Raw genomic sequence first — 14,291 nt, 5'->3', positions numbered from 1 at the left:
TGGTAAAGATATAGCTGAAATATACCCATCAAAAACAAATTTTAAAGAGCATAAGGGGGATCTACCACCGACTAGTCGGCGGCCCACCAGTGGCGGGGATCCGGGCAGTAGTGCCAATTTTCTCGCCTGTATAGGCTATTGATACGCTGTAGTTACTTATTTGTTACACCATGTAATGGCACTTATTACATGGCTTATGACTGAAATTCTAAATAGATTTTGATTTTTTCAAAGTTTCGCCACGTAAAAAATCATCGGATTGTAATTGCAATTTAGTATCTTTAGCTTTACGATAATGCCTAACAGAAAATACAACGTGAGGGCATCAAAATTGAAATTCGTCAATTTAATTAACAAGATCGTCACTAGCATCTCACTCACATTCCTAATCGTTGGTAAAAGTGATAAATCAAAATCTCCTGATAATTTTCCATCTTCAGATTGGAATAAAATTGGGAAAGATATGAAATGTGCATTATCACAATTTAGCAAAACTAAATATTGATTCTAAGTCGGCTTAATTGCCGACTTTTTTATTTAAAAAACAGACCAGCCGTTACCGACCGGCCTGCCAATTTTCAACTCAATCCGCGGAACTCATTCATATCGATATTCAGCACGTCAGCGATTTTTTCCAGCAGCTTGAACGATGGATTTTTCAACCGACCTGACTTTAAATCACTGAGCGTTCCGGTTGAGATGCCTGCTTTTTCAGCCAACTCAATCGGCTTCATATTCTGTTCCAACAGATAAACTTCAATGACTTCCCACATGGTTAATCCTCCTGTTCCCAGCTTATATGGCGATTGACTTTTTCTCGGGGTATCGAGAAAATAATCTTTGATTGCTTGATCTTTTCCAAGAGCAGCTCCTAGCTTGGCTGCTTTAGAGACCATCAAGAGATAGAGAACCAAAGCAACTAATGCTATGGCAATCTCTATAATTTTAGTTACGTTCATTTAACAGGCCTTCTTATGATTCAAATTGACAATTTAAAAAAATTTTTTCAGTTTTCTAATATCGCTTCTAAGATTATTGAGCCAATGCTTGTACTTAGCTTTTTTGTAGCAATTTATGGGCGTTTTGATAGTTCTGGTACCAAAGCGCTATTGAAATTTTTGCACCTTGATCCGCAGCACACGCTCCCTGTTCCTATTGAAACCTTGGCAAAGTTTGATGACTGCTTCACTGTATATATCGTCACTTTATTTTTGGCATCAATGATTTTTCATAGAAAAATACAGCTTTGCAGTTTAATGACCAATCTTTGGGGAAATCTGCAGATGATCACTTTGATTTTCTGCTTTTTATGGTCTCCTTTTTTTAATTTTGGTTCTGGTTTACCAAAACCCTCAGTTATCTTTTTTGTCCTTGTTATTGTTTATGTTTCGGCTAAATCTTTTTTTGATCACGAATAGCGTTTAATGATTTTTGAATCATTAATTCTCGACGACAATCTACAATTTCTTTATAGGATTCAATCTTAGTCAAATATTTTTTCTCTAACCGACCATAGTTGTCTGTCTTACTGACCATAAAAATAAATATTGGAAAAATTAGAGCAGTTAATACTTCACCTACATAACCTAACATCACTCGTCCTCCTCATTCATGGCGTGACCAGCCGTTGCCGACCGGCCTGCCAATTTTTAACTCAATCCGCGGAACTCATTCATATCGATATTCAGCACATCAGCGATTTTTTCCAGCAGCTTAAACGATGGATTTTTCAACCGGCCTGACTTTAAATCACTGAGCGTTCCAGTTGAGATGCCCGCTTTTTCAGCCAGCTCAATTGGCTTCATATTTTGTTCCATCAGATAGACTTCAATGACTTCCCACATGGTTAATCCTCCTGTTCCTAATTTATATGGCGATTGACTTTTTCTCGGAGTGGCGAGGAAATAATCTTTGATTGCTTGATCACGACCAAGTTTTTCAGCCTGGCTTTCTAAACTATTTCGAATCTTCAAAAGGATATCTAGCAATCCAAAAGCCATTATTACTGCCAACACTAGAGTTATTAAAAATATCGTTTTATCCATTGAAAGAGAACCACCTTTATTTTGTGCTATAGGGGTTTCGTTTAACTTTTCTCCTCAGAAATTGAATGAATTGACTTTTGAATCATTTCTTGTTTCCTTAGTTGAACTAACTCTGCCTTTGATTTCAGTTCTTTCAGGTATAATTTTTGAATTTCTTGATATCCTTGGCTGTAGTCCTCATCAAAGAAATTTTTCTTTACCTTCTCTTTTTCTGGATCGACACCTAGGATTGCCATAAGCAATGTTTCGATTCCAAAAATTACGACACAACCGCTAGTAGCAACCATGGTCAACATGGTCAATATTCCATTGCTCATTTCACTCGTCCTCCTCATTCAAAACGACTTTTACAACCGGCTGATAGTTCTTCAGCATAAATGGCGTGACCAGCAGTTTTAGAATCTGCACAACGGCCTCATAGTTTGTATCGGCGATTGTACTTTGACTGGAATACGGATTGACAAACGCGCCCAGCTTTTGGCCGGCGTATTCAAGTTCAATCCATTTCGATCTTGTTGCATCAAAAGTAAATGCCTGGTCAATCAGGACGCTGATTAGATTGTGAAAGTCGATATCCATGGCCATAATTTCTGGCGAGATTTTCATAACCGTCAGTGCAATCTGCTGCTTTTCGAGCGCCTCGTATTGATTTACCTGATCGTCAATCATGAACTCTCTGATGATGATTCGCACCATCATTTTCCGCAGCAGGCTGACGGCATAGCTCTTGTTCATACCGCCGATTTTGCGGCCGTGCCATCTCAGCGTGCCGTGATCGTCAAAGACAATGCCCAGCTCCTTAAATTCCTCCAGCAGCTCCGAATAGTCGATCGTATTGGCAATTTCTTCTGGCGCTTCGTGCTTGATAAAGAACCGATTGCGAATCTCGTGTATCGTTTCAAATTTCATACTAAAAATCTCCCATCTTAAAATATTTTTTCAGCAAGAACCTCATTTCCCAGTGCCGTAGTGCAGCCAAAATGTTCTTGCGGTTGCTAGTGTCGTGATCGTGAAACATGAAACGTTTGATCTGCGTCCGGTTGGCTAATCCGTACCAGGTCCACTCCGGCATGATAAATTGACTGCGCGCCACCTGCCGGCTGATGCTTGTGTGTCGATGCCGTATCTTAACCTGCCGAATCATACCCAGCGTGAGGCTGGCATAGCCCTGATCGTCATAATCGGATCGTGGTACGTTGACCAGCGCTCCTTTTAAAACGGCAGGCCAGTTTTTCGGCTGCTCATGCAGATACTGCCGCATGGCAAACTGCAGATCTTTCGGCAATTGATACCATTGTTTTTCCCGGTTGGGCAGCTCAACTTCAATCCAAAACCAGAATGGCTTGCGCTTGGCTTCGCTGCATTTTTCTGCCAGTGCCCGTCTGGCAAATGACCAGCACCGCGGATCAGTCGTCTGACTCTGGGTGGTTTTTAAAGTACTCATCAATATCCTCCTCCGAAACGTATCTCTTGCCGTTTAAATATGAGCGGACGCTTAGATAAATCGGGTAGCCGAGCAGATCGTACGGCCCAACGTCCTCAGTTGCTTCGTAGGCCTCCTCCAGCTTTGCCCATTGCACCTCGTCATCATGGTTAAGCAGATAATCCATCGTGACAGTGCCGTTGCTGGTAGGATCCCAGACGTTGTAAAATTCAGCCATCGTCACAATTGCGTTCTGCAATGGCATTTTATCGTCATAAAGTTCCGTAAACGTCTTGCAGATGCCGGCGATTAAAACCAGCAGGATATCCGGACTGAGCGTATCCGAGCAAAGCGGTACCATCATACGTTCGCTGATTGAAGCCAAAATCAAGTATTTTTTCATAAAAAAAGCCCGACAGACCCATGATCTGCCGAGCCTAGCCCCCTTTCGTATCTCAAATAAATTATTTCAGTTCGCCCGTACTCTTGCTTGCGATGAAACGGTAGCTGCCGTTCTCAATATCGCGGATCTGCTTGCGATAAAGCTTGATCTGTTCCTGGTACTTGGCGATTTTTTTGTTGGCCTGATCAATATTGGCCTGCTGATTGGCGATATCAGACTGCGCACTGCGAATCGTGTCCGAGCCGGAATCGTCGTCAGCCTTGTACTGGCTATCCTTTTGAATCTGTTCGATTCCCACCTTGTCAGCCGTAATCTGAGCCTGATAGTCCTTGATCGCAGCCTGCTGTTTGTCAATGCTCTTGTTCAGGTTCTTGATTGAGTCGTTGAGCGATTCGACTGCGTACTGTTTCTGCGATTTTTTGACCAGCGTATTGTCGATGAACTTGTCGCTCTCATTGATGATGAACTTGTACTTGTTCTTGGCCTGATTGCTGTTGGCATTGCTGGTTGCTGACGAAGATGATGAGCTGGTCCCATCGTAGTCCTCATCAGCCGTTGTCAGCTGACTCAAATCAGGATTCTTGTTCGTGGCCACGATCTGCAGGGCCTGGTAGCCGGGCTTCAGATTGCTGATGACCATCACATAGCTGTTGTTGGCCAAGGGCAGGACCTGATAGCTGGCGTCCTGGTGCTGAAGCGTGCTGGCATTCAGTTTGATGCTACGCGGATTAATGACCTGACCGCTGCTGGCCTGCACTTGAAACTTGATCACCATGAAATGCTTTTTAGCGTTGTACTGCCGCGACGTCATGGCAATCGTAGCGCTGGAGTTTTGGCCAAACGATTCCTGCGTATTCAACGGCGTATTGGTAAAGCGCGACTGTTTGGGAGCCGTTTTCGTACCGATCAGCAGGGCCGCCATGATGGCCACCAGCGTGCCGGAGACGATCAGTTTGCGCTGCATGGCATGTTCGGTGTGCCATTCGTAAAACTTAGCCAGCTTCTTCTGCCAGGCCCCTCGGAGGCGTTTAAGCTTATCCAGCATGACTGCTCCTTTCTGGCCTAGACATCAAGCTGATCAGCCACCCAGCGCAGCATTTCGGCCAGGTCCTCACGCTCTAGACTGCCCATTGTCGTGAATTTCAGCTGCTTCACGTTGCTGAAGTACTGTACCTCGCCGTCAGTTTCAACGGCCACGTCATGCAGGACGCCGGCGCCATCGTTTTCGATGATGATATCCGTTTGTGCATCATCGCCCTCATAGCCGTCAGTATTAACGCTGATGGCAAACGGCATCATGCCATCTACAGTGTCAAACTGTTTCTTTTCCCCGCGGGCATTAGTTTTCATTACCTTCGTCATCGTCTGTTTCCTCGCTTTCTTCGCTGTTTGCTTCGTTCTCTAAGATCTGCTCTGCAATGGCCTTGGCCGTGTTCAAATCGTCCAGGATATATTGGTTGCGCTGAGCAAACCAGTTTGTCAGCCAGGCTGAGTCCATTTCATTCAGCGGATAGCCGCTGATCGAGATCCGCGTTCGGTACTTCATCATGCGCGGCTTGGCACAGCAGATGCCCGCGTTATTGAGCCAGTAGGTTAAGTGCAGTGCCAAGACGTCGGCCATCAACGGCGTCGTGCCGACCTTAGCCGCTTCTGGATAATACGTCTGTAACAGATCGGTCCCGTCCAGCTGGCCTTCCCAGTGGTGACTGATTGTCTGCGCTTTGTCGATATCGTCCATGAGATCCTTTTTGATCTCATCTGTCAGCTGCAGCTCCAGGGCTGCCCTTTTCTTTGCCTCGTTCATTTAAAATCCCCCTGAAATTAGTTGACAGTTTTCCGCCGGGTGATCGCAACTTTTTGATCAGCAATAATAATCGTGTATGAATCAGTGCAGTCTTCACCATTTTCACAAACCTTAACCGATTCAAGATCGGCATTACCATCAAAATTTGAATAGTCAAAGTCAAATCGTGCAGTCTTTAACCGCTTGACTTTCTGCGTTGCTACAATCGGCACCACGGCACCACCGCCAAGCTTAAATGCAAACCGGACTTGAATCGTCGTTGTTGGGCGGGTAACTTTGAACAACTCATACAAAGCAATTAAAAAAATAACAACAGTAACAATCGCCCAAATTAAAATCCATTCATTCATAAATAGTTCCTCCCTGTTAGCGTAGCCGGACCTCTTTGACAAAGGTATCCAGCTGTTCCTGCGTATAGCGGCGCCGCCGAATTTTCGGCACCAGCCGCACGTCATCGCGCAGGCGTTTGAGCATCTTCGGCGTGTAGGTCTGTTCTAAGACCCCAGCTTGATTGATATACTTGGCGGCTTTGCGAAAACCGTATGTTTTTGGCATTGAATCTCTCCTTTTGATTTAAAACGTTTTAAAATCCTTTTTAAGCGCTAATTTTCACTTGTTACAGATTGAATTGATTGTATTTATAGTCAAGCTCCAGGGCTTTGCTGATCCGTTCAATCGCCTTATCCGCATCTGAAAACCCATTAGCGTAAACAATTTTGATCCAATCGATCACCTCATCAGCACCATACCGCGTGGATAGGCTGGTCAGCTCAACGCAGATATGTTCGCTAGGCGTGCCAATCAGGTCAGTCCAAAAGGCGATCGCCGGCTCTGCGGTCATGGTTTCGGAAAGATTTTCCTGCGCCTTACCAATCGCCATCAGCCGTCTGAAATAAACCTTGTTTTCCCAATCTCGCCGCCGACGATTCCGCCGTTCTGCGGCAAGTTGTCTAGTTGGTTTGATTTTCCGTCACCTGCGCTTCCAAAGTCAGCCGTTGGAAGATCTGCTTGATCTTCTGTTTATCGGTACCGCTGTACTGATAGACCGGCAGACCATTGACTGTTTCCAACGGCTGCGGCTGGCCGTTTTGGAAGACCATGAAAGTCGGCACCGACTTGATGTTGTACTGTTCAAACAGCCGTTTATCGCGGCCGTTCTGCCATTCAACATACGCAACATGATGTCGTTTGCTTGACGCATCGCCCAAGCCGATCACGTTGTCGGCCAGGCGGCTTTCGTAGTCAGCCTTATGTACCGTTGCCGCAACATGTTTGCAGTCTGAACAGGTTTTCGAGTAGAACACCACGACGGTAGGCGTACTGCTGCTCATCAGCTTTGCCTGAGCCGTTGTGTCGGTTCGGCGGTAACTATGAAAAAAGTGAAAGCCGAACAGTGCACCGCTGATAATGAGAACGGCAATAATGCCAATCGTGATCCGGCGCCGTCTTTGTTCTTTAACTGGATTGTCGCTATACATACTGATAATTCCTTCTTTCTCGCTTGATGCGGTGCCAGCCGGCACTCTTCTTCAGCCGAAGCGACTGGAAGAAAATCAAACGCCGCGGACCGTAGAAAAGCTCAACGTCATAATCATTGGCCGTTTCAACGATCTGCCCGACGATCAGCCGTTCCCGGCCATGTTTGCTGCACCAGATCGACTGGCCAACATAGATCTGAAACCGGCCGTTGGCAATGCTCATGCGTCCTCATCTCCCTTTTGTTCAATCTCCTTATCCACGTCTTCAAAGATTTTGAGCAGAACCTGTTCAAGCTCCTGGACTTTTTCTTCAAATTCGTGCTCCGTAAACGTTTTGCCGTCCAGCCACATGGCATGGACTGGAACGATGCCGATATCGGCGTAGACACGCTGATACACGTCGCGCATCGTATATTTGTTCTCAGTCATTACCGTCACTCCTTAAAGATTGCCTTGCCAATGCTCAGCTTGGCCTTAACCATTACCGTGTTGGCAGCTTGGTCAGGAATCGTCACCGGTACAAAGTCAACGACCCACCCTTGCTCAAGCAGACCCTGATAGGCGTTGTCCTGCCTCGCGGTTTCCGGCTCCATGCCATGGCGCTTAACGTACTTCAGTGCCGGCTTGAGGCGACGGAAAACCGCAATCGGCTCCACATCATCGCCCTCTTTTCGCGACACGACATAGCAGAATTTCATAAGCTCAGCCCCCTTAAAAACACGGCTGCTATCCAGCCGGCGGCCAGCAGAATCAGGATCACGACCAGCGACATAATGAAGTCGCTGACCATATACCGATCTTCTGACCGCGTTTCCGTCTGTTCTTCAGTCTCCCAGCTGCCCTTGATCATATCATGCAGCTGCTGCTCACGTACTTGTGCCCGTGTCGGCCTCTGATCCTTCCCGTTTCTGATCATAACCGCCTCACTTTGGCAGCTGATGCCGTGCTTCCGGCAGGTAAATCTTAGCGGCCAGATTGGATAGCGTGCGCTCCATGACCGACTGCGGAATCGTTTGGACCAAATCAATGGTCATCAAAGGCCGGTTATCGGCACCATACAGGACGGCCACGCAGTCTCCGACCGCACGGGCGTTTTTAGGCAGCTGGCGGATCAAGCGTCCTTCAAGCAGGACCGCGCGCAGCCGACAGCCTTGATCGGTAGCCAGCGCCAGATAGTCATGATGACTGGCCTTTAAAACGGCCGCCTGAAACTCGCGCAGCTTATCTGGTGGGACCCGCAGGTAGTACGCCTGCGAGGAGAGGCCGTCAATGTTGACGTACTTGCCTTTCGCAAACATCATGCGCCATCATCTCCCTTCCCCTTAATCTCTGAGAAGTCGCCCTCAACCACGCGCTGACTCTCGTGCATCAGCTTTCGCAGCTGGTTGGCCTTGTCTTCCAGTGCGTTGGCTAAAGCGGGCAGATCCGTCTGCTGCAGCTCTTTATCCGTCAGCTGCTCAATATCGCCGGCCAAGGCCATTACGTCCAGCGTCCGCGGGAGCGCCGACAGCATATCGGTTGAGCGGGCCGAAACCGTCTGAAAGGCTTTCTGTCGCGAATCTTCATGTGCTGCCTGCGCTTTGACCTGCTTGGTCAGCGCTTGATTCTGCTGCGTCAGCTCTGCCAGCTGCGCCTGCAGATCATCGATATCCTCTTGCGAGTAGCTCCCCGTTGACGTGTTCTGCGCTTCGTGCAGCTCTTTTTTGACCTCCTCAAGAGTCTGCTCAGTGTCCTTAAGCTGAGCTTCAAGCTCTACGCGTCGCTCTTTCAGTTCATCGTAGTCAGCCGGCGGGACCTCGACTGGTTCCGGCTCTTGTGCCTGCGCTTCGGCCAGCTGCAACTGTAAGTGGCGTTTCTCCTCTTTTTCGGCTGACAATTGGTCTGTAAAATCGGATCTGGAGCGCTCCAGATCGCTGTTACGCTGGGTTAGCTGCTGGATCTGATCAGTCTGGTTCTGCAGCTGTTTTTTCTGCGCCTCGATCGCCTGCCGACTTTGGTGCAGCTCCTTGAGCATACCCTTCCAGATCGGCGATTGCCGCATATCCGGCGTGGCATGCAGCAACATGCCAACGACCTTTTCGTCGACCTTGCCGTCTGCGATCGCCATTTGATCACTCTGGCTGAGTGTCAAATAGTTTTCGACCATCAGCCGGCCATCGTCATGGGTATCCAAAGCCTGCGCTTGGATAAGGTCCACCTGATCAGCTAGTGTAATCAGGCGCAGTGCGGTCTGTTTCGACTGACCGTGCGCGCGCACCCACTTTTCAAAAGTCATCGTCTCGTGCAGATCCGACCGGCTCCCGGCGTGTGCAAACAGCTTTTTGGCCGCCCGATAGACCCGGCCAAGCTGCAGCCGCGTGCCCTGAATGACGTTCACATACTCGCTCTCGACTTGAACGAACTCAACCAGGTCCGCGGGATCCAGGTGCTGGTAAAAGTCAACCAAGTCTTCCGGCACCGGAAGGTTGCCAAACCGTTGATAAAGCTTGGTTTGCCGCGCGTCATCGCTCTTTTTAAGTCCTTGCATGACACACCTCCCGCCCTAGAAAAGCTCAAAGATATCAGCGTAGCGGTCAACCAAATCGGTGTTAGCCAAAGCCTCCGCCAGATCTTGTGCCTGAATAGCTTTGTTTAGCTCCAGGGGAGCCAGCTGACTGGCCACGCCAACCTTGTGGATGGCGATCGCCCAAACCGTCGTGTCATGGTGCTTGAGTAGAATCAAGCCTAGTGCTGCGTCAACGGAAGTCGTGAAGCCCTTGGCTTCGGCAGTGTGGTTAAAATTCTTAACGGTCATCGTCATTTTTAAAATCTCCTAACACTTTTTATGGCTAGAAGCTTGATTTATCAGCCTTTTTCGGCTATTCTGAATATATAAATCAAACTTCGAATATTTTTATATTGATCAATCAAAGTCCGCAGTCTTGCGGGCTTTTTTTATCTCCGTAGCAACATCCAGATTGTTCAGCGCACAATACTGCTCAAAAAGCTTAAGCGCGTTGGGTGACAAAAAGCCATGGCCGTCCGGTTGATCTAGGTTGTGGCAAATCGTCTCGAGATCAACGTCATACAGCTTGCGATGTAGCAAGACCGCACGGTGCAGATCTCTTTCTAAACGCTCATAATTCAGCTGTTCAATGGTTTTCGCTTCCGGCGCCTCATCTTCATCGTCCTGCTTTGCCCAATCTGGCAGCTTTTCTTGAATGTTGGCCCGGCCACCACGGTTGTTGTTATATTGCGAACGGCCGTAACTCTGCTTCTGCTGGCTACGTTGTTCGCGCGCTTGATCAGCGGCCTTCACCGCATCCAGGGTCTTTAGCCCAGCGTTGCGATAGCCGCGAATGATCGCTGCCATATAGGCATGAGGCCGACTGGCATCAGCCGTGGCCGCCTTTTTGATCGCGTACAGTACCACGTCCGGCCCGAAATCCTTCACCCATGCCGTTAAGTCAGCGATCGTTGTTGAACTCGGCCAGTCCCAAAGATCAGCCCAGATTTTGAAAATCTGGTTCATGCCGTTAGGGTCAGCCAAAGAGTCAGGACCACTTGGATCAGCCGGCTCCGTCCAACCGCTTGGCTGAAACTGCCGTTGTGGCCGTTGTGGCTGAACAGCAGGCTGTTGCGGTTGAGCTGGCGAGGCAGTAGCAGTTGATTGAGTCAAAGATTGATCAGTTTGTCTCCGTCCAGCATCATCAGCAGCCAATTTCGAAGAAGCAGTTGTGCCGCTATGTATATATTCACTGTTAGTTGAATAAGCAGATGATGATGATGAAGTCTTTGATGTAGTCTCTGAAGTAGTCTTTGACGTAGTCTCTGGTATAGGTTTGGTCACCTTGGCCGGTTGTTGAGTCCACCCTGGCCGGTTGTTGAGGTCAACCTGGACGCTTGTTGGGGCCATGTTGGACGGTTGCTGAGGCCAAGTTGGCCGGTTCGATTGACCAGAATCGGAAAATGCATCAGATTGAGGTTTTTGGAAACCTTGAGCCAATTGATCAAGCAGATCATAATTGAGCGTGTACCATTTAGTCCGATCAAAGGCTTTGTTATTAAAGCGAGACACAATGATGATTCCCATTTTGGCCAGTTCATCTAAATTACGGCGAATCGTGCGTTCTGACATCCAGATGAACTGATTGTGCCACTGTTGGATTGAGTTAAATACCCACCAGCGTCCGTCATGAAATGCTCTGGCGTCATTAGCCTTGCGCTTGATCTGCAACCAATAGTGTATCTGTTGCACCATGATTGCCTTATCAGCACTTTTCAGAGCTTTGGCCAAGCTGGGCAACATTAGCATTGGCGGTTCATCGATTAGCAACGATGACTGGTATTGATACGCTTCATTCATCCTGATCACCTCGATCATCTTGTTTCGAAATCTCTTCGTGCTTTTTCAAAAATTCATCGATTGCCATAATAATCACAGCATTTTTGCTGATTCCTTTTGAGTTTGAAAATTCGGTCAACTTATCTGACAAAGATTGAGTGATCCTAATTCCTGTTTGCTTTTTATTTGTTATCATAGTGTTATCACTCCTTATGAATATGATAATACTTTGTTATCACTTTGGTGTCAAATCATTTTTCATCATCATTTTGATGCTAAAATGCTAACAGAATGATAATGAAAGCGAGATCTTCATCATGGCATCAAAATATCCAATGTTTGGCTTGCGTATTCCAACTGAATTGAGAGAAAAGTTGAAATACATTGCCGACTACAATGGCCGATCAATGAACAAAGAAATCGAGCAATTGATTATTCGACATGTTGACGAATTCGAAAACAATCATGGCAAAATCAATCTTGGCTCAGATAGTCATTCAAAATAATCGATATCAGCGCATTGACGCTTATCCCCATACGCTCTGCTTCCTGCCGCAGCTGTTGATACAGCTCTTCTGGGAAGCGGAGCGTTATTTGCTTGCGATACATCATAGATGCTCCCTTTTGGAAACTATATAGATCCGGCGACGATTCTGGCCATCCTGATCAGTAAAGTATTGAGTTTCTAAATATCCCTTTAGACTTAGCTTGTTAATAATTTCCGACACCCGACTCCTGGACAGCCCGATGAATTTCGCAAAGTACTTGTTGCTTTCCAGGCAACCATCTTCACTAGCCAGTCTTTCAATCTCAGTTATCATCACTTTTTCAGAAAGCGAAAGATCAGCATCTTTCCAGTACTTAGCAGGAATCAGGAAACCTTTAGAATCGGTCATAAAAATCACCTCGTTTTTACAAAATGTAATAATCAATTTGGTCCCTATACATATAGTGATCACCCTTTTTTAATTCTTACAATTTGTGAATTTTTCTCAACATTCTTCGTAAAAAAATATGCTGGAATTTCTTTGGTTTTTAAATCCAAAACACCAGCAATGTTTGCAATCTGGCTTTGATTGAACCTTGTTTGATTTTTTAGCTTTGAGCCTAAGGATCCTCTATCCATGCCGATTTCAGCAGCTAAGCTCTTAATATTAAAGCGATACTTAGCCATTCGTTTCATCAACAAAGAATAGTCAAATTCTTCTTTTGGCTTTTCAGACATATTAATTTCACTTCCTTTTGTGTAGGGATAACTCTACAAATATATTAAGACATTATCGGATTTTGTCAATAAAAAGAGGTCTTTATTCAACATATTTGTTTTGACCTTTGTATGCTAAAATAAATACAGTTATATAAAACATCTATATACGGTCGGTATATTAAATAAACAATATGTATATGAAATTCGGTGGGATTATTAATGAATAAGTTTCAAAGCAGGCTAAAAGAAGCCCTATCCGAATCCGGACTATCGCAGTCTGAGCTTGGAAGGCGAGCCGGTATAGATAGGACTGTCATTTCTGGATATGTTCGGGGAAAATATATAGCCAAGCAGCGCAACCTCGGCGCCATGGCCCGTGCATTAAATGTTGACGAAGGCTGGCTGATGGGCGTTACGGATAAAAAAGAACGATTTGATGCGCGGCAGTCTGCTTCCAACACTGCCAAGCCCGAAGAAGCCAAAAGCGTTGACGACCTGGTTGATGAGATGCACAGCTACCGCGGTATTAAGATCTCTGATGCCCAGCGCGCGTCGATGAAGGCCATTTTGAAAGCCTACCTGGACACGCAGATCAAAAACGACGAGAATGACGATCAATAACCACTGAGGCGGGGAGTGATGACGATGGACGAAGTAATCGACTGGCTGCTGGCCTACTGCAGGCACCACGGCATTACAGTCGTAACCTGCTGCGAATGGCCTCATGACTGGCCCTCGCAGGCGAATCCCAAGGAGCGTCTCGTGCTGTACAATCCAAACTGGCAGCCGGTCAACGAGCGTCCCTTTACCCTGGCCCATGAGATCGGCCATATCCTTGATCAGGATCCGCCTGCCTATGCCTGCGAGTACGTCAGCGTCTGCGAGAAGTACGAAAGTTCCGGCAATCGCACGGCCATCTGCCTGCTTTTGCAATATAGTCGAACGCACGGCTGGCATTTTCAGACTCCTGAAGCACTGATGCAGACCTTTGGCATTCCGCAGTCGTTTATTGTGGACGCGGAATGGGCCTTCTGGCATCGAGTACAGCTGCTGAAATAAAATGTTTCCTGCCACGATCGGTGGTTTATTTTTTAGCCTCTAACAGAACATATGTTTACATATGCGATTCAGTACGGTTTCTGCAGGTTTTTTAGGCTAAAAGTTTAAGGAATCCTGATATATCGGCATTTGCACTAACATTTTTCTGCAGGTTTTCTGCAGATATATATGACGCATATATGGATCCGTCCTGGCGCTGCCCTCGTATATATGATTCAGTACATTATATATATGACACATATATATTCTTCGTCTCGCTGCCACCTTCATATATACGATTCAATACAATATATATTTAGTACATATATATCGTATATATGAACCCAGTCCTGACACTGCCCCCATATATATGATTCAGTACGATATATATTTAGTTTATATATGACGCATATATGGACCTCACCTAGCAGCTGCCTTCATATATATAATTCAATACAATCTATATTTAGTACATATATAGCGCATATACGAGCCTCGCCTCGGCACTGTTTCCATATATACGATTCAGTACAATCTATATTTAATCTATATATGATTCTGTACAGTAT

General features: G+C 46.4%; 30 protein-coding genes. 4 read left to right on the top strand and 26 right to left on the bottom strand.

The features are described from left to right. Positions 1–578 precede the first annotated feature (578 nt). Positions 579–959: a helix-turn-helix transcriptional regulator gene (locus ABC765_RS05110; protein ID WP_347963571.1), complete on the bottom strand. Its 381-nt coding sequence runs from the start codon at positions 957–959 to the stop codon at positions 579–581. A 15-nt stretch (positions 960–974) separates the two neighbouring features. Between ABC765_RS05110 and ABC765_RS05105 the strand changes: the two genes are divergently transcribed. Beyond that, positions 975–1,418, top strand: a complete 444-nt coding sequence (locus tag ABC765_RS05105; RefSeq protein ID WP_347963570.1) for a hypothetical protein — start codon at positions 975–977, stop codon at positions 1,416–1,418. On the opposite strand, the gene ABC765_RS05100 is transcribed toward ABC765_RS05105, so the two are convergent. The 22 genes from ABC765_RS05100 to ABC765_RS04995 all read right to left on the bottom strand — a co-directional run bounded on the left by ABC765_RS05100 (position 1,393) and on the right by ABC765_RS04995 (position 11,673). Next, a complete protein-coding gene (locus ABC765_RS05100; protein ID WP_347963569.1) occupies positions 1,393–1,593 on the bottom strand; it encodes a hypothetical protein in 201 nt (66 codons plus the stop codon). The genes ABC765_RS05105 and ABC765_RS05100 overlap by 26 nt on opposite strands. A gap of 56 nt (positions 1,594–1,649) precedes the next feature. After that, entirely contained in the window at positions 1,650–2,045 is a 396-nt protein-coding gene (locus tag ABC765_RS05095) for a helix-turn-helix transcriptional regulator (protein ID WP_347963568.1), read from the bottom strand. A gap of 41 nt (positions 2,046–2,086) precedes the next feature. Continuing rightward, positions 2,087–2,362: a hypothetical protein gene (locus tag ABC765_RS05090; RefSeq protein ID WP_347963567.1), complete on the bottom strand. Its 276-nt coding sequence runs from the start codon at positions 2,360–2,362 to the stop codon at positions 2,087–2,089. 1 nt (position 2,363) lies between these two features. Continuing rightward, positions 2,364–2,954 (bottom strand): hypothetical protein, encoded by a 591-nt coding sequence (locus ABC765_RS05085; RefSeq protein WP_347963566.1) that lies wholly within the window; start codon positions 2,952–2,954, stop codon positions 2,364–2,366. Position 2,955: 1 nt separating this feature from the next. Continuing rightward, positions 2,956–3,489, bottom strand: coding sequence for a hypothetical protein (locus ABC765_RS05080; RefSeq protein ID WP_270638075.1), 534 nt, complete (start codon positions 3,487–3,489; stop codon positions 2,956–2,958). Further along, positions 3,452–3,871 (bottom strand): hypothetical protein, encoded by a 420-nt coding sequence (locus ABC765_RS05075; RefSeq protein ID WP_347963565.1) that lies wholly within the window; start codon positions 3,869–3,871, stop codon positions 3,452–3,454. The genes ABC765_RS05080 and ABC765_RS05075 overlap by 38 nt, the downstream gene beginning before the upstream one ends. A gap of 61 nt (positions 3,872–3,932) precedes the next feature. After that, complete coding sequence (locus tag ABC765_RS05070) at positions 3,933–4,916, bottom strand: hypothetical protein (protein ID WP_347963564.1); 984 nt, start codon at positions 4,914–4,916, stop codon at positions 3,933–3,935. 17 nt (positions 4,917–4,933) lie between these two features. Then, positions 4,934–5,221 (bottom strand): hypothetical protein, encoded by a 288-nt coding sequence (locus tag ABC765_RS05065; RefSeq protein WP_347963563.1) that lies wholly within the window; start codon positions 5,219–5,221, stop codon positions 4,934–4,936. Further along, complete coding sequence (locus tag ABC765_RS05060; protein ID WP_347963562.1) at positions 5,211–5,675, bottom strand: hypothetical protein; 465 nt, start codon at positions 5,673–5,675, stop codon at positions 5,211–5,213. The genes ABC765_RS05065 and ABC765_RS05060 overlap by 11 nt, the downstream gene beginning before the upstream one ends. Before the next feature lie 17 nt (positions 5,676–5,692). Then, complete coding sequence (locus ABC765_RS05055; protein WP_347963561.1) at positions 5,693–6,025, bottom strand: hypothetical protein; 333 nt, start codon at positions 6,023–6,025, stop codon at positions 5,693–5,695. Positions 6,026–6,041: 16 nt separating this feature from the next. Further along, complete coding sequence (locus ABC765_RS05050; RefSeq protein WP_347963560.1) at positions 6,042–6,230, bottom strand: hypothetical protein; 189 nt, start codon at positions 6,228–6,230, stop codon at positions 6,042–6,044. 61 nt (positions 6,231–6,291) lie between these two features. Then, a complete protein-coding gene (locus tag ABC765_RS05045) occupies positions 6,292–6,555 on the bottom strand; it encodes a hypothetical protein (RefSeq protein ID WP_347963559.1) in 264 nt (87 codons plus the stop codon). 70 nt (positions 6,556–6,625) lie between these two features. Beyond that, positions 6,626–7,153: a thioredoxin family protein gene (locus tag ABC765_RS05040; RefSeq protein WP_347963558.1), complete on the bottom strand. Its 528-nt coding sequence runs from the start codon at positions 7,151–7,153 to the stop codon at positions 6,626–6,628. Next, positions 7,146–7,376: a hypothetical protein gene (locus ABC765_RS05035; protein ID WP_347963557.1), complete on the bottom strand. Its 231-nt coding sequence runs from the start codon at positions 7,374–7,376 to the stop codon at positions 7,146–7,148. Before ABC765_RS05035 ends, ABC765_RS05040 begins: the two co-directional genes overlap by 8 nt. After that, positions 7,373–7,582, bottom strand: a complete 210-nt coding sequence (locus ABC765_RS05030) for a hypothetical protein (protein ID WP_347963556.1) — start codon at positions 7,580–7,582, stop codon at positions 7,373–7,375. Before ABC765_RS05030 ends, ABC765_RS05035 begins: the two co-directional genes overlap by 4 nt. 5 nt (positions 7,583–7,587) lie before the next feature. Further along, a complete protein-coding gene (locus tag ABC765_RS05025) occupies positions 7,588–7,851 on the bottom strand; it encodes a hypothetical protein (RefSeq protein WP_347963555.1) in 264 nt (87 codons plus the stop codon). Then, positions 7,848–8,069, bottom strand: coding sequence for a hypothetical protein (locus ABC765_RS05020; RefSeq protein ID WP_347963554.1), 222 nt, complete (start codon positions 8,067–8,069; stop codon positions 7,848–7,850). Before ABC765_RS05020 ends, ABC765_RS05025 begins: the two co-directional genes overlap by 4 nt. 7 nt (positions 8,070–8,076) lie before the next feature. After that, positions 8,077–8,454, bottom strand: a complete 378-nt coding sequence (locus ABC765_RS05015) for a hypothetical protein (RefSeq protein ID WP_347963553.1) — start codon at positions 8,452–8,454, stop codon at positions 8,077–8,079. Further along, the gene (locus ABC765_RS05010; RefSeq protein ID WP_347980871.1) at positions 8,451–9,680 is read right to left on the bottom strand and encodes a hypothetical protein; all 1,230 of its coding nucleotides are present in this window, start codon (positions 9,678–9,680) and stop codon (positions 8,451–8,453) included. The genes ABC765_RS05015 and ABC765_RS05010 overlap by 4 nt, the downstream gene beginning before the upstream one ends. A 15-nt stretch (positions 9,681–9,695) precedes the next feature. Then, positions 9,696–9,953, bottom strand: a complete 258-nt coding sequence (locus ABC765_RS05005) for a hypothetical protein (protein ID WP_347980870.1) — start codon at positions 9,951–9,953, stop codon at positions 9,696–9,698. Positions 9,954–10,055: 102 nt separating this feature from the next. Then, complete coding sequence (locus ABC765_RS05000) at positions 10,056–11,498, bottom strand: DnaD domain protein (protein WP_347980869.1); 1,443 nt, start codon at positions 11,496–11,498, stop codon at positions 10,056–10,058. Continuing rightward, positions 11,491–11,673: a hypothetical protein gene (locus ABC765_RS04995; RefSeq protein WP_347980868.1), complete on the bottom strand. Its 183-nt coding sequence runs from the start codon at positions 11,671–11,673 to the stop codon at positions 11,491–11,493. Before ABC765_RS04995 ends, ABC765_RS05000 begins: the two co-directional genes overlap by 8 nt. Positions 11,674–11,794: 121 nt before the next feature. Here ABC765_RS04995 and ABC765_RS04990 point away from each other — a divergent pair, with 121 nt between their 5' ends. Next, positions 11,795–11,983 carry an Arc family DNA-binding protein gene (locus ABC765_RS04990; protein WP_278769242.1) on the top strand — a complete coding sequence of 63 codons (189 nt, stop codon included), beginning with the start codon at positions 11,795–11,797 and terminating at the stop codon, positions 11,981–11,983. On the opposite strand, the gene ABC765_RS11010 is transcribed toward ABC765_RS04990, so the two are convergent. Genes ABC765_RS11010 through ABC765_RS04980 form a run of 3 tightly spaced genes read right to left on the bottom strand, consistent with a single transcriptional unit; the run spans position 11,952 to position 12,702 of the window. Further along, the gene (locus ABC765_RS11010; RefSeq protein WP_376752321.1) at positions 11,952–12,086 is read right to left on the bottom strand and encodes a toxin-antitoxin system HicB family antitoxin; all 135 of its coding nucleotides are present in this window, start codon (positions 12,084–12,086) and stop codon (positions 11,952–11,954) included. The genes ABC765_RS04990 and ABC765_RS11010 overlap by 32 nt on opposite strands. Continuing rightward, the gene (locus ABC765_RS04985; protein WP_347980867.1) at positions 12,086–12,373 is read right to left on the bottom strand and encodes a helix-turn-helix domain-containing protein; all 288 of its coding nucleotides are present in this window, start codon (positions 12,371–12,373) and stop codon (positions 12,086–12,088) included. Before ABC765_RS04985 ends, ABC765_RS11010 begins: the two co-directional genes overlap by 1 nt. 59 nt (positions 12,374–12,432) lie before the next feature. Further along, positions 12,433–12,702 (bottom strand): DUF739 family protein, encoded by a 270-nt coding sequence (locus tag ABC765_RS04980; protein WP_347980866.1) that lies wholly within the window; start codon positions 12,700–12,702, stop codon positions 12,433–12,435. A gap of 201 nt (positions 12,703–12,903) precedes the next feature. Between ABC765_RS04980 and ABC765_RS04975 the strand changes: the two genes are divergently transcribed. Further along, complete coding sequence (locus ABC765_RS04975) at positions 12,904–13,305, top strand: helix-turn-helix transcriptional regulator (protein WP_347980865.1); 402 nt, start codon at positions 12,904–12,906, stop codon at positions 13,303–13,305. A gap of 18 nt (positions 13,306–13,323) precedes the next feature. Beyond that, positions 13,324–13,743 carry an ImmA/IrrE family metallo-endopeptidase gene (locus ABC765_RS04970; protein ID WP_347980864.1) on the top strand — a complete coding sequence of 140 codons (420 nt, stop codon included), beginning with the start codon at positions 13,324–13,326 and terminating at the stop codon, positions 13,741–13,743. The last annotated feature ends 548 nt before the right edge of the window (positions 13,744–14,291 follow it).

This window comes from Limosilactobacillus sp. WILCCON 0051, assembly GCF_039955095.1.
In the GTDB taxonomy this organism is placed as follows: domain Bacteria; phylum Bacillota; class Bacilli; order Lactobacillales; family Lactobacillaceae; genus Limosilactobacillus; species Limosilactobacillus allomucosae.
The sequence above is the reverse complement of the archived record's forward strand: the minus strand, read 5'-3'. Positions and strand labels throughout refer to the sequence as shown.